This window comes from Kitasatospora sp. NPDC096204, from assembly GCF_044763205.1.
In the GTDB taxonomy this organism is placed as follows: Bacteria; Actinomycetota; Actinomycetes; order Streptomycetales; family Streptomycetaceae; genus Kitasatospora.
Map to the genome: position 1 here is coordinate 64,956 of NZ_JBIWFT010000033.1, position 24,242 is coordinate 89,197.

Annotated in this window: 19 protein-coding genes and 1 riboswitch; of the genes, 7 read left to right on the forward strand and 12 right to left on the reverse strand. The window is 74.5% G+C overall.

What is annotated here, in order from left to right; translation table 11 throughout:
* Positions 1 to 165: 165 nt before the first annotated feature.
* The 4 genes from ACIQ87_RS29840 to ACIQ87_RS29855 all read right to left on the reverse strand — a co-directional run bounded on the left by ACIQ87_RS29840 (position 166) and on the right by ACIQ87_RS29855 (position 5,693).
* Complete coding sequence (locus tag ACIQ87_RS29840) at positions 166 to 1,797, reverse strand: alpha-amylase family glycosyl hydrolase (protein ID WP_402412504.1); 1,632 nt, start codon at positions 1,795 to 1,797, stop codon at positions 166 to 168.
* Between the two features lie 199 nt (positions 1,798 to 1,996).
* Complete coding sequence (locus ACIQ87_RS29845; protein ID WP_402412507.1) at positions 1,997 to 2,749, reverse strand: bifunctional 4-hydroxy-2-oxoglutarate aldolase/2-dehydro-3-deoxy-phosphogluconate aldolase; 753 nt, start codon at positions 2,747 to 2,749, stop codon at positions 1,997 to 1,999.
* Positions 2,746 to 4,392, reverse strand: coding sequence for an amidohydrolase family protein (locus ACIQ87_RS29850; protein WP_402412510.1), 1,647 nt, complete (start codon positions 4,390 to 4,392; stop codon positions 2,746 to 2,748). Before ACIQ87_RS29850 ends, ACIQ87_RS29845 begins: the two co-directional genes overlap by 4 nt.
* Positions 4,392 to 5,693 (reverse strand): amino acid deaminase, encoded by a 1,302-nt coding sequence (locus tag ACIQ87_RS29855; protein ID WP_402412513.1) that lies wholly within the window; start codon positions 5,691 to 5,693, stop codon positions 4,392 to 4,394. Before ACIQ87_RS29855 ends, ACIQ87_RS29850 begins: the two co-directional genes overlap by 1 nt.
* Positions 5,694 to 5,914: 221 nt before the next feature.
* Here ACIQ87_RS29855 and ACIQ87_RS29860 point away from each other — a divergent pair, with 221 nt between their 5' ends.
* The 4 genes from ACIQ87_RS29860 to ACIQ87_RS29875 all read left to right on the forward strand — a co-directional run bounded on the left by ACIQ87_RS29860 (position 5,915) and on the right by ACIQ87_RS29875 (position 9,265).
* A complete protein-coding gene (locus tag ACIQ87_RS29860) occupies positions 5,915 to 7,111 on the forward strand; it encodes a sugar kinase (protein WP_402412516.1) in 1,197 nt (398 codons plus the stop codon).
* A gap of 31 nt (positions 7,112 to 7,142) precedes the next feature.
* The gene (locus ACIQ87_RS29865) at positions 7,143 to 7,892 is read left to right on the forward strand and encodes an IclR family transcriptional regulator (protein ID WP_402412519.1); all 750 of its coding nucleotides are present in this window, start codon (positions 7,143 to 7,145) and stop codon (positions 7,890 to 7,892) included.
* A gap of 29 nt (positions 7,893 to 7,921) precedes the next feature.
* The gene (locus ACIQ87_RS29870; RefSeq protein ID WP_402412522.1) at positions 7,922 to 8,368 is read left to right on the forward strand and encodes a RidA family protein; all 447 of its coding nucleotides are present in this window, start codon (positions 7,922 to 7,924) and stop codon (positions 8,366 to 8,368) included.
* 171 nt (positions 8,369 to 8,539) lie between these two features.
* The gene (locus tag ACIQ87_RS29875; protein ID WP_402412525.1) at positions 8,540 to 9,265 is read left to right on the forward strand and encodes a DUF2470 domain-containing protein; all 726 of its coding nucleotides are present in this window, start codon (positions 8,540 to 8,542) and stop codon (positions 9,263 to 9,265) included.
* Between the two features lie 12 nt (positions 9,266 to 9,277).
* Here the strand turns inward: ACIQ87_RS29875 and ACIQ87_RS29880 are convergent, their stop codons facing one another.
* Together ACIQ87_RS29880 and ACIQ87_RS29885 are read right to left on the reverse strand one after the other, a co-directional pair.
* Positions 9,278 to 10,825, reverse strand: a complete 1,548-nt coding sequence (locus tag ACIQ87_RS29880; protein ID WP_402412528.1) for an APC family permease — start codon at positions 10,823 to 10,825, stop codon at positions 9,278 to 9,280.
* Between the two features lie 360 nt (positions 10,826 to 11,185).
* A complete protein-coding gene (locus tag ACIQ87_RS29885; RefSeq protein WP_402412531.1) occupies positions 11,186 to 12,193 on the reverse strand; it encodes a peptidoglycan DD-metalloendopeptidase family protein in 1,008 nt (335 codons plus the stop codon).
* A 2-nt stretch (positions 12,194 to 12,195) separates the two neighbouring features.
* A riboswitch (cyclic di-AMP (ydaO/yuaA leader) is annotated at positions 12,196 to 12,333 on the reverse strand.
* Between the two features lie 353 nt (positions 12,334 to 12,686).
* Between ACIQ87_RS29885 and ACIQ87_RS29890 the strand changes: the two genes are divergently transcribed.
* Positions 12,687 to 14,228: an MFS transporter gene (locus ACIQ87_RS29890; protein ID WP_402412534.1), complete on the forward strand. Its 1,542-nt coding sequence runs from the start codon at positions 12,687 to 12,689 to the stop codon at positions 14,226 to 14,228.
* Between the two features lie 7 nt (positions 14,229 to 14,235).
* Here the strand turns inward: ACIQ87_RS29890 and purB are convergent, their stop codons facing one another.
* Positions 14,236 to 15,666 carry an adenylosuccinate lyase gene (purB, locus tag ACIQ87_RS29895; RefSeq protein ID WP_402412537.1) on the reverse strand — a complete coding sequence of 477 codons (1,431 nt, stop codon included), beginning with the start codon at positions 15,664 to 15,666 and terminating at the stop codon, positions 14,236 to 14,238.
* A gap of 118 nt (positions 15,667 to 15,784) precedes the next feature.
* Here purB and ACIQ87_RS29900 point away from each other — a divergent pair, with 118 nt between their 5' ends.
* Positions 15,785 to 17,914, forward strand: a complete 2,130-nt coding sequence (locus ACIQ87_RS29900) for a HelD family protein (RefSeq protein ID WP_402412539.1) — start codon at positions 15,785 to 15,787, stop codon at positions 17,912 to 17,914.
* A 74-nt stretch (positions 17,915 to 17,988) separates the two neighbouring features.
* Here ACIQ87_RS29900 and ACIQ87_RS29905 read toward each other — a convergent pair whose 3' ends face one another.
* The 3 genes from ACIQ87_RS29905 to ACIQ87_RS29915 all read right to left on the reverse strand — a co-directional run bounded on the left by ACIQ87_RS29905 (position 17,989) and on the right by ACIQ87_RS29915 (position 19,694).
* The gene (locus tag ACIQ87_RS29905) at positions 17,989 to 18,441 is read right to left on the reverse strand and encodes a MarR family winged helix-turn-helix transcriptional regulator (protein ID WP_402412542.1); all 453 of its coding nucleotides are present in this window, start codon (positions 18,439 to 18,441) and stop codon (positions 17,989 to 17,991) included.
* Between the two features lie 84 nt (positions 18,442 to 18,525).
* Positions 18,526 to 18,942 carry a DUF3037 domain-containing protein gene (locus ACIQ87_RS29910; protein ID WP_402412544.1) on the reverse strand — a complete coding sequence of 139 codons (417 nt, stop codon included), beginning with the start codon at positions 18,940 to 18,942 and terminating at the stop codon, positions 18,526 to 18,528.
* Positions 18,939 to 19,694 (reverse strand): HipA family kinase, encoded by a 756-nt coding sequence (locus tag ACIQ87_RS29915; protein WP_402412547.1) that lies wholly within the window; start codon positions 19,692 to 19,694, stop codon positions 18,939 to 18,941. Before ACIQ87_RS29915 ends, ACIQ87_RS29910 begins: the two co-directional genes overlap by 4 nt.
* A 227-nt stretch (positions 19,695 to 19,921) precedes the next feature.
* Here ACIQ87_RS29915 and ACIQ87_RS29920 point away from each other — a divergent pair, with 227 nt between their 5' ends.
* The gene (locus tag ACIQ87_RS29920) at positions 19,922 to 21,280 is read left to right on the forward strand and encodes an NAD(P)/FAD-dependent oxidoreductase (RefSeq protein WP_402412550.1); all 1,359 of its coding nucleotides are present in this window, start codon (positions 19,922 to 19,924) and stop codon (positions 21,278 to 21,280) included.
* 78 nt (positions 21,281 to 21,358) lie between these two features.
* On the opposite strand, the gene ACIQ87_RS29925 is transcribed toward ACIQ87_RS29920, so the two are convergent.
* A complete protein-coding gene (locus ACIQ87_RS29925) occupies positions 21,359 to 22,561 on the reverse strand; it encodes a GDSL-type esterase/lipase family protein (protein ID WP_402412553.1) in 1,203 nt (400 codons plus the stop codon).
* Between the two features lie 315 nt (positions 22,562 to 22,876).
* A complete protein-coding gene (locus ACIQ87_RS29930) occupies positions 22,877 to 24,214 on the reverse strand; it encodes an aminotransferase class I/II-fold pyridoxal phosphate-dependent enzyme (protein ID WP_402412556.1) in 1,338 nt (445 codons plus the stop codon).
* Between the last annotated feature and the right edge of the window lie 28 nt (positions 24,215 to 24,242).

Genomic DNA, 24,242 nt, shown 5'->3' on the forward strand with positions numbered 1-24,242 from the left:
CGTACCGTCCTCCGGTGCTGTCTCTCGATGGGCAAGAAGGTGGCAAATGCAACCAATACAGGTGGTGAATGCAACCAACTATGGATGTAGCTTACAACCGTCCGACATCGATCGGAAGCCGGGCCCGCACACCGACCGGCGCGGCCCGGCTCCCTCACCCAGCGCTCAGCCCAGGTCAAACACCCCGTACGAGAACCCGTCCGCCCGCAGCTCGCCGCCCACGAGCCGCACGCCCTGGACGTCCAGCGGCCGAAGGCCCCCCGGGCGACCCGACCGACCCGACGCGCCCGACAGGCCCGTGAGGCCCGTGAGGCCCGACAGCCGGACCGACGCCGGCTCCCGGCGCGGGTTGACCGCCACCAGGTACCGCCCGGCCCGGGTGTACACCAGCGGGTAGCCGGCGTGCCGGACCTCCACCCCGCCGGCCGAGCCCAGCCCCGGGTGCGCCCGGCGCAGCGCGATCAGCCGACGGACGGTGTGCAGCAGCGAGGTCGGGTCGGCGCGCTGGGAGAGCACGTCCGGGCGGTGCGGGTCCGGGTCCACCGGCAGGTACAGCCGCTCGGGCGGAGCGCTGGAGAAGCCGGCGGTGGGTCCGGGCGTCCACTGCATCGGGGTGCGCGAGCCGGCCCGGTTGAACCGCGGGCCGAGCACGCTGCCCTCGGTGTCGGGCAGGCCCGGCAGGTAGCGCATGCCGATCTCGTCGCCGTAGTAGACGGCCGGGAGGGTGGGCCAGGTGAGCAGGAACGCGAAGGCGGGGGCGAGTTGCTCCGCGGTGCGCGGGCCGGTGGCCAGGCGGGAGAAGTCGTGGTTGGCGGTGGGCAGCACCACGTGCCCGCTGCCCTCGGTGAGTTCGGCGGCGGAGCGCCAGGCGTCCAGGAAGGACTGCGGGGTGCCCCGGCCCTCGGCCTCGAAGTAGCAGGCCTCCTGGTGCCAGAACTCCTCGACCGTCCCCCCGTTGTTGTTCCAGAGCGATCGCAGCGGCAGGCCGTCGTCCTCCCCGCCGAAGTGCAGGAAGAAGTCGGCGTGGAAGCCGGCCGCGACGGCGGCGGCCGGGTCGCCCCATTCCGCGAGCAGGACGGCCTCGGGGTGGGCGCGGTCCAGCCAGTCGCGCAGCTCGGTCCAGAGCTTGGCGGTCTCGGCCTTGCCCGGGTCGTCCTTGACCAGCGAGTAGGCCATGTCCACCCGGAAGCCGGACACCCCGAGGCCGAGCCAGTGCGCCATGATCGCGCGCAGCGCCGCCCGGTTGGCGCGCGGGCCGTCCGCGTCCACGGCCTGGCGCCAGGGCTCCTCCGAACTGCTGCGGGCGTAGCCGAAGTTGAGCGCGGGCTGGAAGTCGAAGAAGTTCGGCCGGTACCAGCCGGGGCGGCTGCCGGGCGAGGCCACGAAGCCGTCCACCGGGCGGTCCGACCAGATGTACCGGTGGTCGGACGGGTCCTCGGCGGAGGCCAGGAACCAGGGGTGGCGGTCGGAGGTGTGCCCGGCCACCAGGTCCAGCAGGATCCGGATGCCCCTGCGGCGGGCGGCCTCGACCAGGGCCGCCAGGTCCTCGCCGCTGCCGTAGCGCGGGGCGGGGGCGAGGTAGTCGGTGACGTCGTACCCGGCGTCGCGGAACGGCGAGGCGAAGCAGGGGTTGAGCCAGACGGTGTCGACGCCGAGCCAGGCGAGGTGGTCCAGGTGCTCGGCGATGCCGGCGAAGTCGCCGATGCCGTCGCCGTCGGAGTCGGCGAAGCTCTGCGGGTAGATCTGGTACAGCACGGCGTCGGCGAGCCAGTCGGGGCCGGGGCGGGTCGAGGTCATGGGCGGTTCCTCCTACCGGGGTCCGGGGCCCGGGGCCTGGCCGGGCAGGGCTGAGCCGGGACGGGCTCGGCCGGGGCCGAGCCGGGGCGCCCCCGATTCTCGTCCAATCCCGGCCGTCCCGACAGCCCGCCTCGCCCCGCCGTCGCCCGCGCCGCTCGGTCCCGCCCCGAGCCGCCCCGAGCCGCGCCGAGCCCGGCCCCTACGAGGACGCCCCCGCGCAGGCCGCCGTGAACGCCCGGGCCCGCCGGGTGATCTCCGCCCAGTCCCCCGCCGCGACCACGTCCGGCGGCACCACGTCCGTCCCGGCGCAGACCGCGAGCGCCCCGTGCGCCAGGAACTCGGCGGCGTTGCCCGCGTTCACCCCGCCGGAGGCCACCAGCGGCACGTCGGGGTACGGGCCGCGCAGGTCCCTGAAGTAGCCGGGGCCGAACGACCGGGCCGGGAAGATCTTCACGGCGGCGGCGCCGAGGTCCACCGCGTGTGCCACCTCGGTCGGGGTGAGCGCCCCGAGCACCACCGGCACCCCGGCGGCGGCCGCCGCCTCGGCCACCTCGGGGCGGCAGCCCGGGGTGACCAGGAAGGACGCCCCGGCCTCGACCCCGCGCCGGGCCTGCTCGGCGGTCAGCACCGTCCCGACGCCGACCCGCCGGCCCGCCCTCGACGCGCTGAGCAGATGCGTCGTCACATCAGGTGTGGTGTAGGTGAATTCGGTCAGGTCGATGCCGCCCTCGGCGAGGGCGGCGCAGAGCGCGGCGGCGTCCGGGATCCGCGGCGCGCGGACCACCGCGATCACCGGCGCGTCACGCAGCAGTTCGCGCAGCAGCTCGCTCGGCGAATCGCTCAGCGGCTCGCTCAGCGGCTTGCTCAGCGGCTTGCTCGACGGCTTGCTCGACGGCTTGCTCGACGGCTCGCGCAGCGGCGAGGGATCGGTCGGGACGGAGAGCTCGGTCATATGGCCAGGGTTCCTCGGTCGGTTCGACGCAGGGCGCGCCCCGGCCGGGCGCCGGTGGTGCGACCCTGCCGGACGACGGCGGTGCCGTTGACGTACACGTACTCGATGCCCTCGGCGGGCAGCCGGGGGCGCTCGAAGGTGGCGGCGTCCCGGACCTTCCCGGGGTCGAGGAGCACCAGGTCGGCGTGGTGGCCGGGGGCGATCCGGCCGCGCCGGTCCAGCCCCAGCCGGGCGGCGGGGCGACCGGTCATCCGGGCGATCGTCTCCTCCAGCGTCAGTACGCCCAACTCCCGGCTGTAGTGGCCGAGGTAGCGCGGGAAGGTGCCCCAGGCGCGCGGGTGCGGCCGGGCACCGACGAGAAGCCCGTCGCTGCCGACGGTGTGCGCGCGGTGGCGCATGATCGCCCGGACGTTCTCCTCGTGCCCGACGTGCTGGAGGATCGTGGTGGCCAGCTCGTCCCGGCGCAGCAGGTCCAGGAACACCTCGGTGCCGGTCCGCTGCTCCTCGTCGGCCAGTTCGGCGACGGTGCGGCCGACCGCCCCGGCGAGCGAGGCCGCGCGCACGCCGGAGATCTGGATCGTCGTCCAGTCGGTGACCACCCCGTGGCAGCCGTCGCTGCCCTTCTCCTCCACCTCGTACCGGATCTTCGCGCACTGCGCCGGGTCGGCGAGCCGCTCCAGCGTCGCGGCCGGGCCGCCCTCGGTGGCCCAACTCGGCAGCAGCGCGGCCAGGGTGGTGGATCCGGGCAGGTAGGGGTAGCTGTCCAGGGTGAGGTCGACACCGTCGGCGAGCGCCCGGTCGAGGAGCTCCAGCAGCTCGCCGGCCCGGCCGCGGTTGAGCCCGAAGTTCATCGTGGCGTGGGTCAGGTGCAGCGCGCACCCGCTCTGCCGGGCGATCTCCACCATCTCCGCGTAGCCCTCCAACGCCCCAGCGCCGTACGAGCGTTGGTGCGGCGCGTGGAAGCCGCCGTAGGCCGCGACGACGGTGCACAGTTCGACCAGCTCGGCGGTGTCCGCGTACATCCCGGGGGTGTAGCTGAGGCCGCTGGACATGCCGACCGAGCCGTCCAGCAGACTCTTCGCCAACACCTGCCGCATCCGGTCGAGTTCGCCGGGGGTGGGCGGACGGTTGGCCCAGCCCATGGCGAGCATCCGCAGGGTGCCGTGCGGGACGAGGTAGCAGGCGTTGACGGCGACGCCGGTGCGGTCGATCCGGTCCAGGTAGCCGGCGACGTCCCGCCAGTCCCAGTCGAATCCGTCCGGATCGCCGTTCCAGCCCGCGAGTTGGCGGCGCAGCGCGGGCAGCGTGGTGTCGTCCGCCGGGGCGTAGGACAGGCCGTCCTGGCCGAGCACCTCGCAGGTGACGCCCTGGGTGACCTTGGCCGGGTGCTCCGGTTCGAGCAGCAGGGCGAGGTCGGAGTGGGCGTGCATGTCGATGAAGCCGGGGGCCAGCACCAGCCCGTCGGCGTCCACCGCCTCGGGGGCGTCGAGGCCCTCGCCGATCTCGGTGATCAGGCCGTCCGCGATCCGGACGTCCGCCCGGTAGCGGTCCGCGCCGGTGCCGTCCACCACGGTGGCGCCCCGGAAGACCGTCGCTCCCCTGCCGCGTCCCTCGCCCGGGCGGGCCGTTCTCTCGCCGGGCATCAGAAGAACGTCCTGACCAGGCCGGTGACCCTCGGCTCGGCCTCGTCCGCGGAGTCCAGCACCGGGATCGCCGTCCACTTGTCGAAGGCCGTGCACGGGTGGGAGACGCCCAGCCGCAGCACCGCGCCGATCGGCGCGAGGTCGCCCGCGTCGCGGAGGAAGGCGTGCTGGTCGTTGAGCGCGGTGATCCGGGCCGGCGTGCCGGTCAGCTCGGCTCCGCCGCGCACCCGTTGCGGCTCGGGCAGGCCCTCGTCGAAGGGCAGGTCGCGCTTGCCGGCGTCCAGCAGCGCGAGCTGCGGCTCGGGCCGGGAGACCACCCGGGCCCAGCCGTGCAGCGCGCCGCGGAACGGCGTCCGCCCGCGGTTCCTGGCCAGCGGGGAGATGCTCCGGTAGAAGCCGTCGTCGTGGGCGATGTACGCGCCCGAGCGCAGCACCACGAAGGCCTCCGGCAGTTTCGCCAGCTCCTCGACCACCAGGTCGAAGTAGGCGCTGCCGCCGGCCGAGACCACCGGCCGGGTGTCCTGCGGGTAGGCGGCCGCCAGCCGGCCGTGCAGTTCGCCGAGGTCCCGCAGGTAGCCGCGGACGGTGGCCAGTGCCTCGGCCGAGGCGTCGTGCGCGAGCGCGCCCTCGTACCCCCCGACGCCCGCCAGGCGCAGGGTGGGGGCGCGCAGCACGGCGGCGGCGACCTCGGCGGCGGCGTCCACGCCGCGGGCACCGGTCCGCCCGCCCGGGCCGCCCAGCTCGACCAGCACCTCGACCGGCCGCTCGGCGCCGGCGGCGCGCAGCGCCTCGTCCATCAGCCGCACGCTCTCGGCCGAGTCGACCCAGGAGAGGAAGGCGAAGTCCGGGTCGGCGGCGAGTTCGTCGGCGAGCCAGGCCAGTCCGGCCGGTTCGAGCAGGGTGTTGGCGAGCAGGATGCGCCGCACCCCGAAGGCCCGGGCGATCCGCACCTGGGGCAGGTTGGCGAGGGTGATGCCGTGGCTGCCGGCGTCGAGCTGGGCCTGCCAGAGCGCGGGTGCCATGGTGGTCTTGCCGTGCGGGGCGAGCGCGACGCCCGCCTCGGCGCACCAGTCGGCCATGGTGCGGACGTTGTGGTCGAGGGCGGCGCCGTCGAGGGTGAGCAGCGGGGTGCCGAGCGTGGAGAGGGTGGGGCCGGTGGCGAGCCACTCCCGCGTGGTGCGGCCCCACGACTGCGGTGGAGCGGCTTTGAACCGCCAGTCGAGCGGCTCGTCGGCCAGGGCGGCCACCGCCCCGCGGGCGATGCCCGGCCCGGTGCCGCTGCTTGCGAAGGTCTGCTCCACCGTCTTCCTCCATCCGCACAAGTTGCAACATGTGCAACGAGGGTTGCACATGCTGGCAACACGGTTCTAGCATCGGCGCCGGATCACGGTCAACGGACCTGACTCCCGGTCAACGGGGTCGACTCACGTCCGGCGCTCACCTACGACGCGGCGCCGACGTGCAACGAGTCGGCCCGGTGGGCCCGCTCTCGACGGAACGGCCGCAGACGAGGAGCCCGCACATGCCGCGACAGGACACCCAGGGCCCGACCCGCCCCGGCCCTCCCCCGACGGCCGTGTGCGTGGGCGAGTCGATGGCCGTCCTGCTGCCGGACCGCCCGGGCCCACTGGAGTCGGTGGAGAGCTTCCGGCTGTCCGTCGGCGGCGCGGAGTCCAACGTGGCGGGCGCGCTGGCCGCGCACGGCGTGCCGACCGCCTGGATCAGCCGGGTCGGCGACGACGGCTTCGGCCGCCGGCTGCTCGCCGAGGTCGCCGCCCGCGGGGTGGACGTCTCGGCGGTCGCGGTCGACCCGCACCGCCCGACCGGCCTCTACCTCAAGGAGGTCGGCGGCACCACCGGCGACCGCCACGACCTCGGGCCCGGCCGCAGCCGGCTGCACTACCACCGGCGGGGCTCCGCGGCCGCCGCGCTCTCCCCCGACCTGCTCGCCGACCCGGCCGCCGCCGCACTGCTGGCCGGCGCCCGGCTGCTGCACCTGTCCGGCATCACCGCCGCGCTCTCCGACGGCTGCCTGGCCCTGCTCCGCGGCCTGCTCGCCGAGCGCCGCCCGAACCGGATGGTCAGCTTCGACCTCAACTGGCGCCCCTCGCTCTGGCGCGAGCGCGACCCGGCCGTGCTGCCGCCGCTGCTGGACGCCGCCGACCTGCTGCTGCTCGGGGCGGACGAGGCCGAGGCCGCCTTCGGCACGGGCGACCCGGCCGCCCTGCGCCGGCGCTTCCCCGGCCCGGCCACCGTCGTGGTCAAGGAGGCCGCCCGGCAGGTGACCGTCCTGGACCGGGACGGTACGGCCGTGACCGAGCCGGCCCTCGCGGTCGAGGTGGTCGAGGCCACCGGCGCGGGCGACGCCTTCGCGGCCGGCTACCTGGCCGGCACCGTCCGGGGCCTGGACCAGCGGCGCCGGCTGCGGCTCGGCCACCTGAGCGCCGCCTGCGCCCTGACCGCCCACGGCGACCAGGCCGAGCTGCCGGACGCCGCCGTGGTGACGGCGCTGCTCGACGCCACCCCCGCCCAATGGGCCGCCACCCGGGTCACCGCGGCGGGCATCACCGGCCCGGCCCTGCCCGCCGGCCACCGGCGCCGGACCGACCGGGCGGCGGCGGCGGCCGACCGGACCCGGTCCGCCGAGCAGGCGTCGGCCACCGACCGGCCCCAGTCCACCGGCCGGTCCCCGTCCGCCGACCGGTCCCGGGCACAATGAGCGGGAACCCCAGCCCTCGAAGCGGAGCACGATGAGCCAGACCGTCACCCGCGCGCTGCGCATCCTCGCCGAGCTCGGCGAGGGCGAGCGCTCCCTCGACCAGCTCGCCGAGGTGCTCGGCGTCCACAAGACGACCGTGCTCCGACTGCTGCAGAGCCTCGAAGAGGAACGATTCGTCTATCGCGACGCGGCCTACCGCTACCACCTGGGCGCCGGCCTCTTCGCACTCTCCGGCCTGGCCCTGGAGCAGCGCGGCGTGCGCCGGATCGCCGCCCCGCACCTGGCCGAACTGAACGCCGCCACCGGCCAGACCGTGCACCTGGCCGCGTACGAGGGCGGCGAGGTGGTCTACATCGACAAGTTCGACTCCCGCCACCCGGTCAGGATGTACTCCCGGATCGGCCTGCGCGCCGCCCTGCACAGCGCCGCCGTCTCCAAGGTGCTGCTGGCCGACCTGCCGCTGCCCGAGCGGCGCCGGGTGGTGGCCGGGATCGACTTCACCCCGCACACCGAGCGCACCCTGACCACGCCCGAGGCGCTGCTCGCCGAGCTGGAGAAGGTCGCCGTCCAGGGCTGGGCGCAGGACCACGCCGAACACGAGGCCTTCATCAACTGCGTGGCCGCGCCCGTCCGGGACGCCAGCGGGCGGGTGGTCGCCGCCGCCTCGATCTCCGTCCCGGACATGGTCCTGCCGTACGAGCAGGTGCTGGACCTGCTCCCCCAGCTGCTCGCCACCACCCGCGCCGTCTCGGCCGACTGCGGCCGCCCCGACCACAACTGACGAACCGTCGAGAACAGCAAAGGAACCCGATGTCCTCCGAGCACCCGCAGACCGACGAGCACCCCCGGACCGACGGGAAGGTCGAGGTCCGCACCGACGGCGCCCCCGCCCCCGCCTGGATGTTCTCCCAGGGCGTCCGCAAGGGCCCGATCCTCCAGGTCTCCGGCCAGGGCCCGCAGGACCCGGCCACCGGCGAGTACCTCCACCACGGCGACGTGAGGGCGCAGACCCGCCGCACGCTGGAGAACGTCAAGGCCATCGTCGAGGCCGGCGGCGCCACCATCGAGGACGTGGTGATGTTCCGCGTCTACCTCACCAAGCGCGCCGACTTCCCGCTGATGAACGAGGTCTACGCCGAGTTCATCGACGAGAACATCAAGCCCGGCGGCGTGAAGCCGTGCCGCACCACCGTCTTCGTCGAGCTTCCGCAGGAGCCGATGCTGGTCGAGATCGACGCCCAGGCCGTGGTCGGCTGACCGCCCCCGCCCGCCGAAGGGCCCGGACGCCTTCCGCGCGTCCGAGCCCTTCGGCCTGTCCGGCCGCCCGCCACACCCTCGACCGCCCGCCCGCCGCACCCCGACCGCCCGCTTGCCACACCCCCCGCCGCACATTAGGTTAGGCTCACCTAACTAACTGGAGGTCCGTCCATGAGCCTGCCCACCGGCGACACCGAGGCCCCCGAGCCCACCACCGCCGAACGGATCCACAGCCTGCTCAGCACGACCTCCTCACTCGCCGTCCGAGCCCTCGGCGAGCACCACCACCTGGACACCCCGGTCTCCGTCCACGGCTCCCGGCTGCGGCTGCGCACCGCCCTGGACGACCCGCTCACCACGGCCGTCGCCGGCGCCGGCGCCGGCGACGGCCTCGCCGTCGTCCTCGACGTCACCGACGTCTCCCCCGTCGCCGTCCGCGACCGGGTCCGCGCCCGCCTGACCCTGGCCGGCCGGCTGCACCTGGCCCACCTCGCCGACGACGGCCTCAGCGTGCACCTGCGGGTGGACGTCGCCCACGCCGTCCTCGCCACCCCGTACGGCACCGGCGCGGTCACCGCCGCCGACCTCGCCCTCGCCGCCCCCGACCCGATGGCCCGGCACGAGGCCGCGATGCTCACCCACTTCGCCGACGACCACGCCGAGGCGCTCGACATCCTCACCCGGCTGCTCGACCCGGCCGTGCTGGTCCACAGCCCGGAGGTCCGCCCGCTCGCCCTGGACCGCCACGGCCTGGTGCTGCGCCTGGACCACCCGCACGGCCACCGCGACGTCCGCCTGGTCTTCCCCGAACCCGCCCGGGACACCGAGGAGTTCGGCCACCGGATGCACGAGCTGCTGGCCGCCGCCCAGTACGGCCTGCCGGTCCACCGGCACTGACCCCCCGTCCCGTCACCGCTCGACCGCGTCCTCCAGCACCACCCGACCGATCCGCACGTACAGCTCGGGCCGCCACCGGCGCACCGCGAGCGCCAGCGCCACCCCGCCCGCGAACACCCCGATCACCAGGTACGGGATCAGCCGGAACAGCAGCGTGTGCGCCGCCGCCCCGGCCGCGGCGTCCTTGTTGAGCACCAGCAGCACCACCACCCCGGCCATCGCCGCCCCGCCCACCAGCGGCGCGACCAGCGTCCGGAACCAGTGGGCGGTCTCCGGGTGCCGCCCCCGCACGTGGAAGTACCCGACCACGGCGAAGGAGCAGAGCGTCTGCACGACCAGGATCGCCATCGTCCCGAGCAGCGCCAGCAGCGTGTACAGGTGCGCGTACGGGTCCATCCCGGCCGCCAGGAACCCCGCCACCAGCCCCACCGCGATCACCGACTGCACCACCGAGGCGACGTGCGGCGAGCCGTGCCGCGGATGGGTGCGGCCGAGCCCCCGGTGCAGCAGCCCCTCCCGCCCGATCGCGTACAGGTAGCGGGCCGCGCACTGGTGGAAGGCCATCGCGCAGGCGAACGAGCCGGTGACGACCAGCCATTGGAACACCTTCACCGCCCAGGCCCCCAGCTGTGCGCCGAGGGGATCGAAGAACAGGCTGTTGCCGTCCTTGCCCGGCACCGCGCCGTTCGCCACCGCGATCGCCCGCTCGACCCCGTTGCCGGACACGATCATCCAGGACACGAAGACGTAGAGCAGTCCGACCCCGATCACCGACACCAGCGTCGCCCGCGGCACCACACGCTTCGGGTCCCGGGACTCCTCCCCGTACATCGCGGTGGACTCGAACCCCACCCAGGACCAGAACGCGAAGAACAGGCCGAGCCCCGCCGCGGCCGCCGAACTCCCCACCCCCTTCAGTGCGTTCAGCGGGTTCACGGCCGCGAGCACGATCCCGTCCGGGCCTCCGCCGGAGAACAGCACCGCGAACGAGACCGCACTCAGCACCCCGATCTCCAGCACCAGCGCGACCCCGAGCACCTTGGCCGTCAGGTGCAGGTCGAACCAGGCCATCACCCCGATCACCGCCGCACCGGACAGCGCGTACCAGCCCCAGCCCAGCTCCACCCCGAGCTGCGAACGGACCAGCCCACGCAGCGAGTACGCGAAGAAGCCGAGGGCCGAGGCCTCGGTGACGACGTACGCGAGCACCGCCAGCAGGCCCGAGGCCATCCCGACCACCCGGCCCAGCCCGTGCGAGACGTAGCCGTAGAACGCGCCGGCCGCGGTGATGTGCCGGGCCATCGCCACGTAGCCGACCGAGAACACCGTCAGCACCACGGTCGCCACGATGTACGCGGCGGGCGCGCCGACGCCGTTGCCCTGCCCGACGATGATCGGCAGGTTGCCGGTCATCGCGGTGATCGGGGCGGCGGTGGCGAGCGCCATGAACACCACGCCGACCAGACCGACCGAATCGGCCTTCAGCCGGTCGACCCCGTCCTCCCCGGGCCGCTCCCGGCCGGCCGCCCTCCCCGCCACGCCCCCGCTCCGGACCGCCATCCGCCCTCCTCGCCTCCGGACCCGCCCGCCCGGCCGGACCGACCGGGCGCTGACCGTCCGCCAGCATGACGCTCCGCGGCCATCCGGGATTTCCCCGAAGCCCTCCGCTGCACCGGAGTTGACGCCGCGTTCGAGCCATCCGAACGGACCCGGGAACAGCCGGGCGGCGCGGAAACGGCAGTGGCCGGCCCGGCCGTACGAGGAGTCCTCGTACGGCCGGGCCGGCCTGGGCGTGTCCCGCGCCCATGTCCGCCGTGCGGCGATCACCCGGTCGAGCGGTCACCCGACATGACCATCCCGGAGGATCGTTTCGCCCCGCAGCGGCGGTGGTTCCGGAAACCCTCGGAGCTCAGCCGTGGGTCAGAGCGCGACGCCGTGCGCGCGCAGGTAGGCGACCGGGTTGATGTCCGAGCCGTACTCCGAGCCGTTGCGGATCTCGAAGTGCAGGTGCGGGCCGGTCACGTTGCCGGTGGCACCGGAGAGGCCGATCTGCTGGCCGACGGTGACGGTCTGACCGATCCGCACACCGATCGAGGAGAGGTGCGCGTACTCGGCGAAGTGGCCGTCGGCGAGCCTGATCTCGACCTCGTTGCCGTAGGCGCCGCCGTTGCCGGCCTTGACCACGACACCGTTGGCGATGGCGCGCAGCGGGGTGCCGGTGGAGGCGACGAAGTCCTGGCCGGTGTGGTGGCCGGAGGCCCACATCGAGCCGGCCACGCCGTAGGCGGTGCCAAGCCTCGGGCCGGCCAGCGGGGCGACGAAGCCGGAGGTGGCGGCGGCGACCGGAGTGGCGGTCACGGCCTTGGCCGGGGTGGCGACCTGCAGCTGGGTCTGCAGCTGCGCGGACGGCTTGGCGGCCTCGGTCCGCACCTGGACCTGGTCCTGCGCCTTGGCGGCCTGGGTCGCGGGAGCGGCCGGCTCGGCCGGGGCGGCGGGCTTCGCCGGAGCGGAGCCGGCCGACGGCGCGACGGCGTGGCCCGGCAGCGTGAGCTGCTGGCCCGGGAAGATCAGGTTCGGGTCGGCACCGACGACCGAGCGGTTCTGCTCGTACAGCGCGTGCCAGCCGCCCTCGACGTTCTTGACGTCGGCGATCCCGGACAGGGTGTCACCGCTGACGACGCGGTAGCTCTCCTGCGCGGCCTGGGTGGCCGGAGCGGCGGCCGGAATGGCGGCCGGAATGGCGGCCGGAGCGGCCGACTCGGCGGAGGCGGAGGCGGCGGCCTGCGAGACCGGGGCGGCCGGAGTGGTGTGGGCCTGGGCGCTCATCGCGGTGACGAGCGGGAGGGCGAAGGAGACACCGGTGACGGCGGTGGCGATGCCGATGCGGGCGGCGCGGGGCAGGGTGATACGACGAGCCTGAGCAGGCATGGAAGTTTCCTCTCCGACGCCTGCGAGGTGAGCTGTCGGGTTCGGGCTGGAGTTGCCCGGCCGCATGCGCGGCTTCACCCCTAGCCGGTCCTGGACGCCCGCGCCCTGAGGCGCGAACTCCGGTCCGGCGACTTACCTGTGGGTCCCCCGCTCCTGCCGTACAGAGTTCGTTTCGAACCACCGGGCAGCGGCAGGACTCGGCGTTCCACCCGGCGGATCCGTCCGGACTGGCCGGGCGGTCGCTGAACTAAAACCCATCCGTTCGGGTGAAGCAATGTCGATCTTTGAAAGCGCAACCATCCCCCCTCCCCCGGTGACCCTCCGCAGGCCCGGGCCCACGATCCGTACACAATCCATTCACCCCCCGCCACTGATCCACGACCCTGCGCCGAGATCCGCGACGCTGCGCAGCCGCCCGCTCACACCCCGCCCACCGTCAACACACCCACCGGTGACCCTTGTCACGTGCGCCCCGGCGGCGCAGGATTCGCCCGTGGCCACCTCAGAGGCCGGCACCCTGCGCCTGGGCACCGCGCAGGGCCGCTGGGTACTACTGGCGACGGTGCTCGGCTCCAGCATGGCGATGCTCGACGGCACCGTGGTGAACGTCGCCCTGCCCCGGATCGGCGCCGACCTCGGCGCCTCCCTCGCGTCCCTGCAATGGACCCTGAACGCCTATCTGCTCACCCTGGCCGGCCTGATCCTGCTCGGCGGCGCGCTGGGCGACCGCTACGGGCGGCGCAAGGTCTTCCTGATCGGCGTGGTCTGGTTCGCCATCGCCTCCGCGGCCTGCGCCGCCGCACCGAACATCCACGTGCTGATCGCCGCCCGCGCCGTCCAGGGCATCGGCGGGGCGCTGCTCACCCCGGGCTCGCTCGCCATGCTCCAGGCCGTCTTCCACCCTGACGACCGCTCGGCGGCGGTCGGCCTCTGGTCCGGCCTGGGCGGGGTGTCGGCCGCGGTCGGCCCGTTCCTCGGCGGCTGGCTGGTGGACGGCCCCGGCTGGCGCTGGATCTTCCTGCTGAACCTGCCGCTCGCCGCCGCCGTGATCGCCGTCGCCACCCGGTCGGTGCCGGAGAGCCGGGACAAGGACGCCTCCGGCCGCTTCGACGTGCTCGGCGCCGTGCTCGCCGCCCTCGCCCTCGGCGCGATCACCTACGCGCTGACCGCGGCCGGCGAGGGCCTGTCCCCCACCGTCTGGGTCAGCGGGGTGTTGGGAGTGGTGCTCGGCGTCGCCTTCGTGGCCGTCGAGCGCCGCGCGCCCGAACCGATGCTGCCGCTCGGCCTCTTCTCCTCCCGGCTGTTCACCGCGGTGAACCTGGTCACCCTGTGCGTGTACGCGGCGTTCAGCGGCGTCTTCTTCCTGCTGGTGGTACAGCTCCAGATCGTGTCCGGGTTCTCGCCGCTGGCCTCGGGCTTCGCCCTGGTGCCGATCACCGTGCTGATGCTGCTGCTGTCCGCCCGCGCCGGACGCCTCGGCAAGCGGATCGGCCCGCGCATCCCGCTCACCGTCGGCCCGATGCTGTGCGCCGCCGGGGTGCTGCTGATGCTGCGCATCGGCCCGGACTCCTCGTACTGGGTGGACGTGCTGCCCGCCGTCACGGTGATGGGCTGCGGCATGACGCTGCTGGTCGCACCGCTGACGGCGACCGTGCTGGCCGCCGTCGAAGTCCGCCACGCGGGCATCGCCAGCGGGGTCAACAACGCCGCCGCCCGCGCGGCCGGCCTGCTCGCGGTGGCCGCCCTGCCGGCGCTGGCCGGACTGAGCGGCGACGCCTACCGGGTGCCCTCCTCGGTCGATGCCGCCTTCCACACCGCCATGCTGATCTGCGCCGGCCTGCTGGTCGCCGGCGGGCTGATCGCCTCCGCGACCGTACGGGGCAACGTGCTCGCCCCCGACGAGCAGTCGGTGGCCGAGCCGAACTGCGACTGGCCGTGCGGGCCCACCGCCCCGCCGCTCGACCCCGGCCACGTCACCGTGACGCGCGAGGGCCCCGCCACCGGTCCGGCGGCGGGGCCCTCACCCAAGGGCTGACGCTACGTCAGAGGATGTCGCCAGGCGCGTACTTGGCGGCCTCCGGGTAGGCGGCCGCGACGGCCTCCACCTGGCGGACGACCTCGGCGACCTGGGCACCGGCCGCGCCGGTGAAGGACAGCCTGTCGGCCAGCAGCGCGTCCAGGGCGGCCCGGTCCAGCGGGATCCGCTCGTCGGCGGCCAGCCGGTCCAGCAGCTCGTTCTCCCGGGCGCCGGCACGCATCGCCAGCGCGGAGGCGACGGCGTGCTCCTTGATGACCTCGTGCCCGGTCTCCCGGCCGACGCCGGCGCGCACCGCGCCCATCAGCACCTTGGTGGTGGCGAGGAACGGCAGGTAGCGGTCCAGCTCGGCCTCGATCACGGCGGGGAAGGCGCCGAACTCGTCGAGGACGGTCAGGAAGGTCTCCAGCAGACCGTCGAAGGCGAAGAACGCGTCCGGCAGCGCGACCCGGCGCACCACCGAGCAGGAGACGTCGCCCTCGTTCCACTGGTCGCCGGCCAGCTCGCCGGTCATCGAGGCGTAGCCACGCAGGATGACGGCCAGGCCGTTGACGCGCTCGCAGGAGCGGGTGTTCATCTTGTGGGGCATCGCGGAGGAGCCGACCTGGCCCTCCTTGAAGCCCTCCGTCACCAGCTCGTGGCCGGCCATCAGACGGATGGTCTTGGCCAGGCTGGACGGCGCGGCGGCCAGCTGGACGAGGGCGGTGAGCACCTCGAAGTCCAGCGAGCGCGGGTAGACCTGGCCGACGCTGGTCAGCACGTTGTCGAAGCCGAGGTGCCCGGCGACCCGGCGCTCCAGCTCGGCGAGCTTCTCGGTGTCCCCACCGAGGAGGTCCAGCATGTCCTGGGCGGTGCCGACCGGGCCCTTGATCCCGCGCAGCGGGTAACGGGCGATCAGCTCCTCCAGGCGGCGGAAGGCGACCAGCAGCTCGTCGGTGATCGAGGCGAACCGCTTGCCCAGGGTGGTGGCCTGCGCGGCCACGTTGTGCGAGCGGCCGGCCATGACCAGCTCGGAGTGCTGGGCGGACAGCTTGGCCAGGCGCACCAGCACGGCCACCGTGCGGTCCCGCACGTGCTCCAGGGACTGGCGGATCTGGAGCTGCTCGACGTTCTCGGTCAGGTCCCGGGACGTCATGCCCTTGTGGATCTGCTCGTGCCCGGCGAGTTCGCTGAACTCCTCGATGCGGGCCTTCACGTCGTGGCGGGTGATCCGCTCACGGGCGGCGATCGAGCCGAGGTCGACCTGGTCGATCACCCGCTCGTAGTCGGCGACGGCCGTCGCCGGCACCTCGACGCCGAGGTCCTGCTGGGCCTTCAGGACGGCCAGCCACAGGTGGCGCTCGAGGACCACCTTGTGCTCGGGGGACCACAGCTGGGCCAGGGTCGCCGAGGCGTACCGGGAGGCCAGGACATTGGGGATCTGGGGCTTCGCGCTCACGCTTCGCAAGGGTAACAGCCGAGGTCACGCCGGACGTCGGCGGATGGGGTAGGCTGGGTCAATTGAGCGCCCTTCAGATGACACTCCAAAGCCTCCTCACCGCAAGGATATCACATCGATGAGCGAAGCACCAGCGGCCACGGGGAACCCCGGCGAGGCCCTCGCCGTGGCCCTGCGCACCGAGCAGGCCCACCTCACCCGGCTCTACGCCCGGCTGGACGCCGTCCGCGAACGCGCCCGCCGCACCGCCGACGGCGCCCACGACGCGGCCGCGCCCGGCGGCACCCACCAGGCCCGGCTGGAACGCGAGGTGCGCGCCCGCGAGGCCGCCCGCCACGCCGCCCGACTGGACGCGGTCGAGCGCGGCCTGTGCTTCGGCCGGCTCGACGAGCGCGACGGCACCGTCCACTACATCGGCCGCACCGGCCTGACCGACGAGGCGTACGAACCGCTGCTGCTCGACTGGCGGGCCCCGGCCGCCCGCCCCTTCTACACCGCGACCCCCGCCCACCCCGGCCCGGTGGTCCGCCGCCGCCACCTGCACACCCGGGGCCGCACCCTCACCGGACTGGACGACGAGGCGCTCGACCTCGCCGGACTGGACGAGTCCGGCCGGCGCGGCCTGGTCGGCGAGGCCGCCCTGCTCGCCGCCCTCGACCGCGAGCGCACCGGCCGGATGGGCACCGCCGTCGCCACCATCCAGGCCGAGCAGGACCGGGTGATCCGCTCCCCGCTGCCCGGCGCCCTGGTCGTCCAGGGCGGCCCCGGCACCGGCAAGACGCTGGCCGCCCTGCACCGCGCCGCCTACCTGCTGTTCACCCACCGCGCCGCGCTGGAGCGCCGCGGCGTGCTGGTGATCGGCCCCAACCCCGGCTTCCTGCGGTACATCGACGAGGTGCTGCCCGCCCTCGGCGAGACCGAGGTGGTGCTGCGCACCGTCGGCGAACTCCTCCCCGGCGTCACCGCCACCGGCACCGACGCCCCCGCCACCGCCTTCGCCAAGGGCGGCCCCTGGATGGCCGGGGTGCTCCGGCGCGCCCTGGCCGCCCACCAGACGGCCCCCGCCGAGGGCCTGGACCTCGGCGAGGGGCTGAAGGTCTCCGCCCGGGCCTGCGCCGAGGCCCGCGACGCCGCCCGCGGCCTGCGGCTGCCGCACAACCGGGCCCGCGGCTTCTTCCTCGGCACCCTGCTCGACGCCCTCGCCATCGCCCAGGCGCTCACCCTCGGCCGCCCCTACGACGACGAGGAGGCGCACTACGCCCCGCGCGAGTTGTGGGAGCGGGCGGACGTCCGCACCGCCCTCGACCCGCTCTGGCCCCGGCTCACCGCGCAACAGCTGCTCGAACGGCTGCTCACCGACCGGGAGTTGCTCACCTCGGTGACCCCCGAGCACGCGGCCGCCCTGCTCCGCCCGCCCGGCTCCGGCTGGACGGTCGAGGACGTCCCACTGCTCGACGAGGCCGCCGAACTCCTCGGCGCGGCACGGGAATCCGCCGCTGCCGACCAGGATCCGGAGGAACTGGCCTTCGCCCAGGGCGTGTTGACCATCACCGGGCAGACCGGCGACGCCCTGCTGGACTCCGCCGCGCTGGCCGGGCGCTTCCGCGACGACGGCCCGTACCGCTCCACCGCCGAACGCGCCGCCGCCGACCGCACCTGGGCCTACGGCCACGTCGTCGTGGACGAGGCCCAGGAGCTGTCCGCGATGGCCTGGCGCGCCGTGCTGCGGCGCGTCCCGACCAGCTCGCTCACCATCGTCGGCGACCTCGCCCAGACCGGATCCCCCGCCGGCGCCCACAGTTGGGCCGAGATGCTCGACCCGCACCTGCCCGGCCGCTGGCGCGAGGAGCGACTGACCGTCAACTACCGTACGCCGCGACCCTTCATGGCCCTCGCCTCCGCCGTACTGCGCACCGCCGTACCCGGCCACCGGCCGCCCGAGTCCATCCGCCCGGGCACCGAGCGACCCCGCGCCCTCCACGCCCCGGAGGGCGACTTCGCCGCCGCACTCGCCCGGCTGCCCGCCGGCCCCGGCACCCTGGGCGTGATCGCACCGGACGCCCTGGCCGCGGACCTGGACGCGCTCACCGTGGCGGACGCCAAGGGGCTGGAGTTCGACGCGGTCGTGGTGGTCGAGCCGGCCGGACTCGCCCCGCGCGACCTCTACGTCGCGCTGACCAGGGCCACCCGCTCACTCACCCTGCTCCACCACCGACCGCTGCCGCCGGAGCTCGCCGGGCTGCTCTGACCGGCACGACCGACGGCAGCAGGACGGACGGCGCGACCGACGGGCGGCGCGGGTGGCACGGGCGGCGCGGCGTCCTACTGCGCGCCGCCCGTACGGGCCAGCACCGGCAGCACCTGGGAGCAGATCGAGTGCAGCGCGATCCGCTGCTCGTCGGTCATCGCCTCGAAGGCCTGGTGGGTCCGGGCCATCTCGCCGCGGATGCTGTTCAGGATCTCCCGGCCCTCGGCCGTGATCACCACGATCTTCACCCGGCGGTCACCGGCCGCCGCCTCCCGGTTGGCCAGGCGCAGCGACTCCAGCCGGTCCACGATCCCGGTCACGTTCGACGCGTCGCAGCCCAGCCGCCCGGCCAGCGCCCGCATCGGCACCGGTTCCTGCACCGCGCCCAGCGCCTTGGCCTGCGAGGAGGAGAGGCCGTGCCGGGCGGCGGCCGCCGCGAAGTCCTGGAAGTACGCGGCACCGACGGCGGCCAACACCTCCATCAACTCGGCGTTGGTCGGTACGGTCGTCGTCGCTGTCGAACCCATGGGGTCAGCGTACGACCAGGTGCTTCAGTAACTCAAGCTTTGACCACGGCAACCGTCGGCGAGCCGCCTCACACCGCCCCGGGGTCAGAGCACCAGCTGGTCGAACAGCCGCCGCAGCTCCGCCTCCGGGTCCGCGGTCAGCCCGGTGTGCACGGGCCCCGGCTGGACGATCGCGCTGCGCGGCGCGGTCAGCCAGCGGAACCGCTGCCCGGGGCTGTCCCCCGCCGCCGGACCGGCCTGCGGGCCGCCCTGGCACACCGCCTCGATCCCGTGCAGCGCCCGCCGCACGCCCTGGACGTCCGCCACCGGGTCCAGGGCCAGCAGCCGGGCCTGGTCCAGGTGGGTCCGGGCGGCCAGGTGCGAGCTCTGCCGGCAGTACAGCAGCACCCCGACGTTGACGCACTCGCCGCGCTCGACCCTCGGCACCGCGCGGATCACGGCGTACTCGTAGTCGTGCAGTTCGACGGCGACCGGCAGCATGGACAGCACGGGCTCGGTCATGCGGGCACCTCCGGCAGCCAGTCGCGCGGACCGGCCAGTCGTCCGGTCAACTGGGCGCGGTACGCGGCGCGCACCTCGTCGGGCGAGTCGAAGCCGAACTCGTCCGCCAGCCAGACCTCGGGGATCTGCGCCACCGCGCCCTCGATCGCCGCCTCGGCGAGCGGCGCGAGCGCCTTGTCGGCCGCCGCCAGGTCCGGCCGGGCGCGCAGCAGCGCATGGTCGGAGGCGTCGTACGGACGGCGGATCCAGGCGGCGGCGCCGGACCAGTTGTGGTGGAAGATCAGGCTCGCGCCGTGGTCGATCAGCCGCAGCCCGCCGGTCGCCACCAGCAGGTTGGGGTTGCGCCAGGAGCGGTCGACGTTGCCGATCAGCGCGTCGAACCAGAGCACCTGCCCGGCCGACTCTGGGTCCACCTCGAAGCAGAGCGGGTCGAAGTTGAGCGCGCCGCTGACGAAGGCCATCCCCAGGTTGGTCCCGCCGCTGGCCCGCATCTGGTCCTGGATCTGGTGGTCCGGCTCGCTGCGCGCGAGCACCGGGTCCAGGTCGACCGTGACCAGCTCCGGCACCGGCAGCCCGAGCCGCCGGCCGAGCTCGCCGGCCAGCACCTCCGCGACCAACGCCTTGCGGCCCTGCGCCGCACCGACCCATTTCAGCGCGTACAGCCGCCGATCGTCGGCCTCGACCAGGCCCGGCATCGAGCCGCCTTCTCGCAGTGGCGTCACGTACCGGATCGCCGTCACCTCGGGTAGCACGGCCGACAGCCTATCGGTGTCTCCGCCCCTTCCTCTCCCTTCGCCTCCGCACCTCCCCCGGCGCCTCCCGTCCCTCCCCCGTGGCCCCGCCCCGGTGGCAGCCCCCGCTTCCCCCCACACCACCCGTCCCTCCCCACCCCCACAGCCCCGCCCCGGTGGCAGCCCCCGCTGCTCCGTGCGAGTGTGGCGGACAGTACATGGGGACCTTCACGGCAAAGGGATGAGCGATGGAACGACCTCGGATCCTGATCGTGGGCGGTGGCTTCGCCGGTCTGGAGTGCGCCCGCCGCCTCGAACGCAAGCTGTCACCGTCGGAGGCCGAGATCTCGCTGGTCACGCCGTTCAGCTATCAGCTCTACCTCCCCCTCCTCCCCCACGTGGCGGCCGGCGTCCTCACCCCGCAGTCCGTGGCCGTCTCGCTGCGCCGCTCGCTGCGCCGCACCCACATCGTCCCGGGCGGCGCCATCGGCGTGGACCCGGCCTCCAAGGTGTGCGTCGTCCGCAAGATCACCGACGAGGTGGTCGCGCTGAAGTACGACATCCTGGTGCTCGCCCCCGGCAGCGTCACCCGCACCTTCGACATCCCCGGCCTCACCGACTACGCCCGCGGCATGAAGACGCTCGCCGAGGCGGCCTACGTCCGCGACCACGTGATCGCCCAACTCGACCTCGCCTCCACCACCCTGGACCAGAAGGAGCGCGAGTCCCGGCTCCAGTTCGTGGTGGTCGGCGGCGGCTACGCGGGCACCGAGACGGCCGCCTGCCTCCAGCGGCTGACCACCGCCGCCGCCCACCGCTACCCGCGCCTGGACGTCCGGCAGATCAAGTGGCACCTGATCGACATCGCCCCGAAGCTGATGCCGGAGCTCGGCGACCCGCTCGGCGAGGCCGCCCTGGAGGTGCTGCGCGACCGCGGCATCGAGGTGTCGCTGGGTGTCTCGGTGGCCGAAGTCGGCGCCGAGACGGTCAAGTTCACCGACGGCCGGGTGCTCCCCTGCCGCACCCTGATCTGGACGGCCGGCGTGGCCGCGAGCCCGCTGATCGGCACCCTGGACGCCGAGACGGTCCGCGGCCGGCTCGCCGTGACGGCGGAGATGCGGGTGCCGCAGTTCGAGGGCGTGTTCGCGCTCGGCGACGCCGCCGCCGTCCCCGACCTCGCCAAGGGCGACGGCGCGGTCTGCCCGCCGACCGCCCAGCACTCCGCCCGCCAGGGCCGCGCGGTCGCGAACAACGTGATCGCCTCGCTCCGCAACCAGCCCCTGGAGCCCTACTACCACAAGGACTTGGGCCTGGTGGTCGACCTCGGCGGCAAGGACGCGGTCTCCAAGCCGCTCGGCGTGGAGCTCCACGGCGTGCCCGCGCAGCTGGTGGCGCGCGGCTACCACCTGATGGCGATGCGCACCAACGTGGCCAAGTTCCGGGTGGGCACCAACTGGCTGCTCAACGCGACCGCCGGCGACGAGTTCGTCCGCATCGGATTCCTCGCCCGCCAGCCCGCCCGGCTGCGGGACTTCGAGTACACCGACGCCTATCTGACGAAGGATCAGGTCCGCGCGCACGCCCAGTCGCTGCTCGCCAAGGGCTGAGCGCGGCAGGCCGACGGAACGGCGCCCCCGCCGCCAGGACCGGCCGCAGGGGCGCCGAACCGCGCCGTCACCGTACGATCACCGCGCGGTCAGGTACATCCCGCTCGCGTCCTGCCCGGCCGTGTTGCGGCACGCGTAGTCACCGCTCGGGCGGGCCCACAGCAGCGTCAGGCAGCGCCCGACCGCCTGCTGGCCGTAGTAGTCGGGGTGCATCGACTCCTGCAGCACGCCCTGCGTGGAGTTGAGCCCGCCGTCCAGGAAGCGTGCCCACTCGCTGGTGGTCGCGGACGGGCCGGAGCCCGCGGTCGGCTGCCTGGTGGCCGTCGAGCAGACCTCGCGGCCCTGCAGCATGTCCGACAGGTCCAGGAACTGCGCGCCCTTGGCGGCGGCGACGCCCGCCAGCGCCTGGGAGATCTGCGGCACCATCGAGTCGCGGGCCCAGTCGGCGTCCCCGTCCCAGAACGGGCAGCCGCCGGTGTCGGAGCGGGTCCAGCCGCTCTCCGGGTAGCGCATCTCGGCGCTGCGCGGGATCGGCGACGGGTAGGACTGCAGCACCAGGCGGTAGTCCGACTGCGCGTAGCCGGCGTCGGCCATCACCGCGCGGATCTCGTCGATCGACTTGCCGACCCCGGCCATCGCCGCGGGCATCCGGTCGTCGATCCGGGACTGCGCGGAGCTGTGGCAGTAGGAGTACCAGATCAGGTAGTCCTTGACGCAGGTGGAGATGACGTCCGAGAAGCCCAGGTCGTTGCCGCCGATCGACAGGGTGATCAGCTTGACGTTGTTCTGCCGTGCCACGGTGGCGAGTTGGTCGGCCTGCGGGGCCTCGCCCTTGAGGGACTGGCCTCCGTTGGAGGCCCGGAAGACGTTCGCGGTGACGGCACCGGAGCAGGCCAGGTCGATCTCGTTCTGGGCCCCGGTCGAGGCGCTGAGCACCTCGGCGACGTCCGAGCGGTCGCACCCGCTCGCGGCGGTGGCGCCGTAGACCCGCGAGGCGTCGTACGAACTGCCGGTCCAGGCCCGGTCGGTGCCGTTGCGGCTGCCGCTGGTGCCGGCGGAGTTGCCCTTCCAGCGGCCGGCCTCGCCGGAGATGTAGCTGTCGCCGAGCGTGACGCTGGCGGTGGGCCCGGACGGCACGGCGGCCGGTGCGGACGTCGCGGCGGAGGCCGGCGAGGCGACGGCCAGGCTCGCGACGGCGAGCGGGAGGGCGAGGGCTGCGGCGAGCAGCCGGCGGCCGGGTCGCGGGGTACTGCGGGTGATGCTCGAACGGTTCTCGGGCACTGCGGAACTCCTGCGGCTCGGTCTTCCCGCGGATCGGGGCACGGGAAGACGCCTGGGTGAGGGTGGGCCGCCGGCCGGTGGCGCGAAGAAGATGACATGCGCGCGCAGGCCGCCGCTAGGAGTCTGCGGCAGGTTTCCGCTTTTGTTACCGACGGGTTCAGACCAGGCGGGCGCATGACGACCGGATGCCGCCCGCGGTTCACACCCGCCACATCCGCCCCACGACCTCCCGCCCCACGCCCGTCCGCCCCGCAGAACCCCCGCCCCACGCCCGTCCGCCCCGCAGAGGCCCCGCCCCCGACTCCCGCCCCGGGCTCACACCAGCCGCGACCCGCCCCCGCCCGTCCCCAGCACCGCCGCCAGGTCCTCGGCCAGCTCCCGCGCCTGCGCCGCCTCCAGCCGCGCCGTGGTGAACCGCAGCCCGGGCGGCGACTGGATCCGGTACCGCGCGCCCGGCGCCGCGACCCAGCCGCGCTGCACCAGCGCCGCCAGCACCGAGGTCTCGTCCGGCACCGGCACCCAGACGTTCAGCCCGCTCCGCCCGTGCGCAGCGATCCCACGGGCCGCCAGCTCGCCCAGCAGGGCGTCCCGCCGGGCCCGGTACGCGGCGGCCACCCGGTCGGCCGGCGCGGCGTCACCGGCCCACAGCTCCGCGACGGTGCGCTGCAGCAGGTGGCTGACCCAGCCGGCGCCCAGCCGCAGCCGCCCGGCCACCCGTCCGATCGTCTCCTGGTCGCCGACCGCCACCGAGACCCGCAGGTCCGGCCCGTACGCCTTGGCCGCCGAACGCACCACCGCCCAGTGCCGGGTGCCGGCGCCGACCAGCGAGTGGTACGGCTGGTCGACCATGCCGTGCCCGTGGTCGTCCTCGATCAGCAGCACCCCCGGATGCTCGGCCAGTACGGCCTTCAGCGCCTCGGCCCGCCGGGCGGTGAGCGCCGCCCCGGTCGGGTTCTGCGCCCGGCTGGTGACCACCACGGCCCGCGCGCCCTCGGCCAGCGCCACGGCCAGCGCTTCCGGCAGCGGGCCCTCGTCGTCCAGCCGGACGGGCGCGTGCTTCAGCCCCAGCGCGGGCAGCAGGTCGAGCAGGCTGCCCCAGCCCGGATCCTCGACGGCCACCGCGTCGCCGGGGCGCAGCCGGGCGCCGAGGATGCGTTCGACGGTGTCCAGCGAGCCGGAGGCGACGGCGATCGGGCCGCCGGGCAGGCCGTCGGCCTCGAAGGACGCGCGGGCGAGCGTGAGCAGCAGCGGGTCGACGGCGGCGTGCCCGTACAGCACCGGGTCGGCGCGCGCGGCCTCGGCGGCGGCCGCGAGGGCCGGGGCGAGGTCGGGCAGCAGGGCCGGGTCGGGGTTGCCGGTGGACAGGTCGCGGGCGTGCGGCGGGACGGGGATGCGGATCTGGTCGCGCGGGGTGAGGGCGGGCCTGGGCAGGATGCGGCTGCCCTTGCGGCCGGCGGTCTCGATCACGCCGCGGTCGCGCAGCAGCCGGTAGGCGGCGGCGACGGTGTTGGGGTTGACGCCCAGTTCGGCGGCGAGGTCGCGCAGCGGGGGCAGCGCGGTTCCGGGGGCGAGCTGCCCGCTGCTCACGCCCTGCTCGATGTGGGCCGCGATTTCGCTGGCGCGTCGCCCTTTCAGCGGATAGTCTCCTAGCACAAAGTAAATTATGCACTAGTACATAGAG

Excerpts from the sequence above, each read along its gene's own strand:
- ACIQ87_RS29875 (WP_402412525.1), top strand. The coding sequence starts at position 8,540 with ATGAGCCTGCCCACCGGCGACACCGAGGCCCCCGAGCCCACCACCGCC.
- ACIQ87_RS29920 (WP_402412550.1), top strand. The coding sequence starts at position 19,922 with ATGGAACGACCTCGGATCCTGATCGTGGGCGGTGGCTTCGCCGGTCTG.
- ACIQ87_RS29870 (WP_402412522.1), top strand. The coding sequence starts at position 7,922 with ATGTCCTCCGAGCACCCGCAGACCGACGAGCACCCCCGGACCGACGGG.
- ACIQ87_RS29885 (WP_402412531.1), bottom strand. The coding sequence starts at position 12,193 with ATGCCTGCTCAGGCTCGTCGTATCACCCTGCCCCGCGCCGCCCGCATC.
- ACIQ87_RS29905 (WP_402412542.1), bottom strand. The coding sequence starts at position 18,441 with ATGGGTTCGACAGCGACGACGACCGTACCGACCAACGCCGAGTTGATG.
- ACIQ87_RS29845 (WP_402412507.1), bottom strand. The coding sequence starts at position 2,749 with ATGACCGAGCTCTCCGTCCCGACCGATCCCTCGCCGCTGCGCGAGCCG.
- ACIQ87_RS29865 (WP_402412519.1), top strand. The coding sequence starts at position 7,143 with ATGAGCCAGACCGTCACCCGCGCGCTGCGCATCCTCGCCGAGCTCGGC.
- ACIQ87_RS29860 (WP_402412516.1), top strand. The coding sequence starts at position 5,915 with ATGCCGCGACAGGACACCCAGGGCCCGACCCGCCCCGGCCCTCCCCCG.
- ACIQ87_RS29910 (WP_402412544.1), bottom strand. The coding sequence starts at position 18,942 with ATGACCGAGCCCGTGCTGTCCATGCTGCCGGTCGCCGTCGAACTGCAC.
- ACIQ87_RS29850 (WP_402412510.1), bottom strand. The coding sequence starts at position 4,392 with ATGCCCGGCGAGAGAACGGCCCGCCCGGGCGAGGGACGCGGCAGGGGA.
- ACIQ87_RS29900 (WP_402412539.1), top strand. The coding sequence starts at position 15,785 with ATGAGCGAAGCACCAGCGGCCACGGGGAACCCCGGCGAGGCCCTCGCC.
- ACIQ87_RS29880 (WP_402412528.1), bottom strand. The coding sequence starts at position 10,825 with ATGGCGGTCCGGAGCGGGGGCGTGGCGGGGAGGGCGGCCGGCCGGGAG.
- ACIQ87_RS29840 (WP_402412504.1), bottom strand. The coding sequence starts at position 1,797 with ATGACCTCGACCCGCCCCGGCCCCGACTGGCTCGCCGACGCCGTGCTG.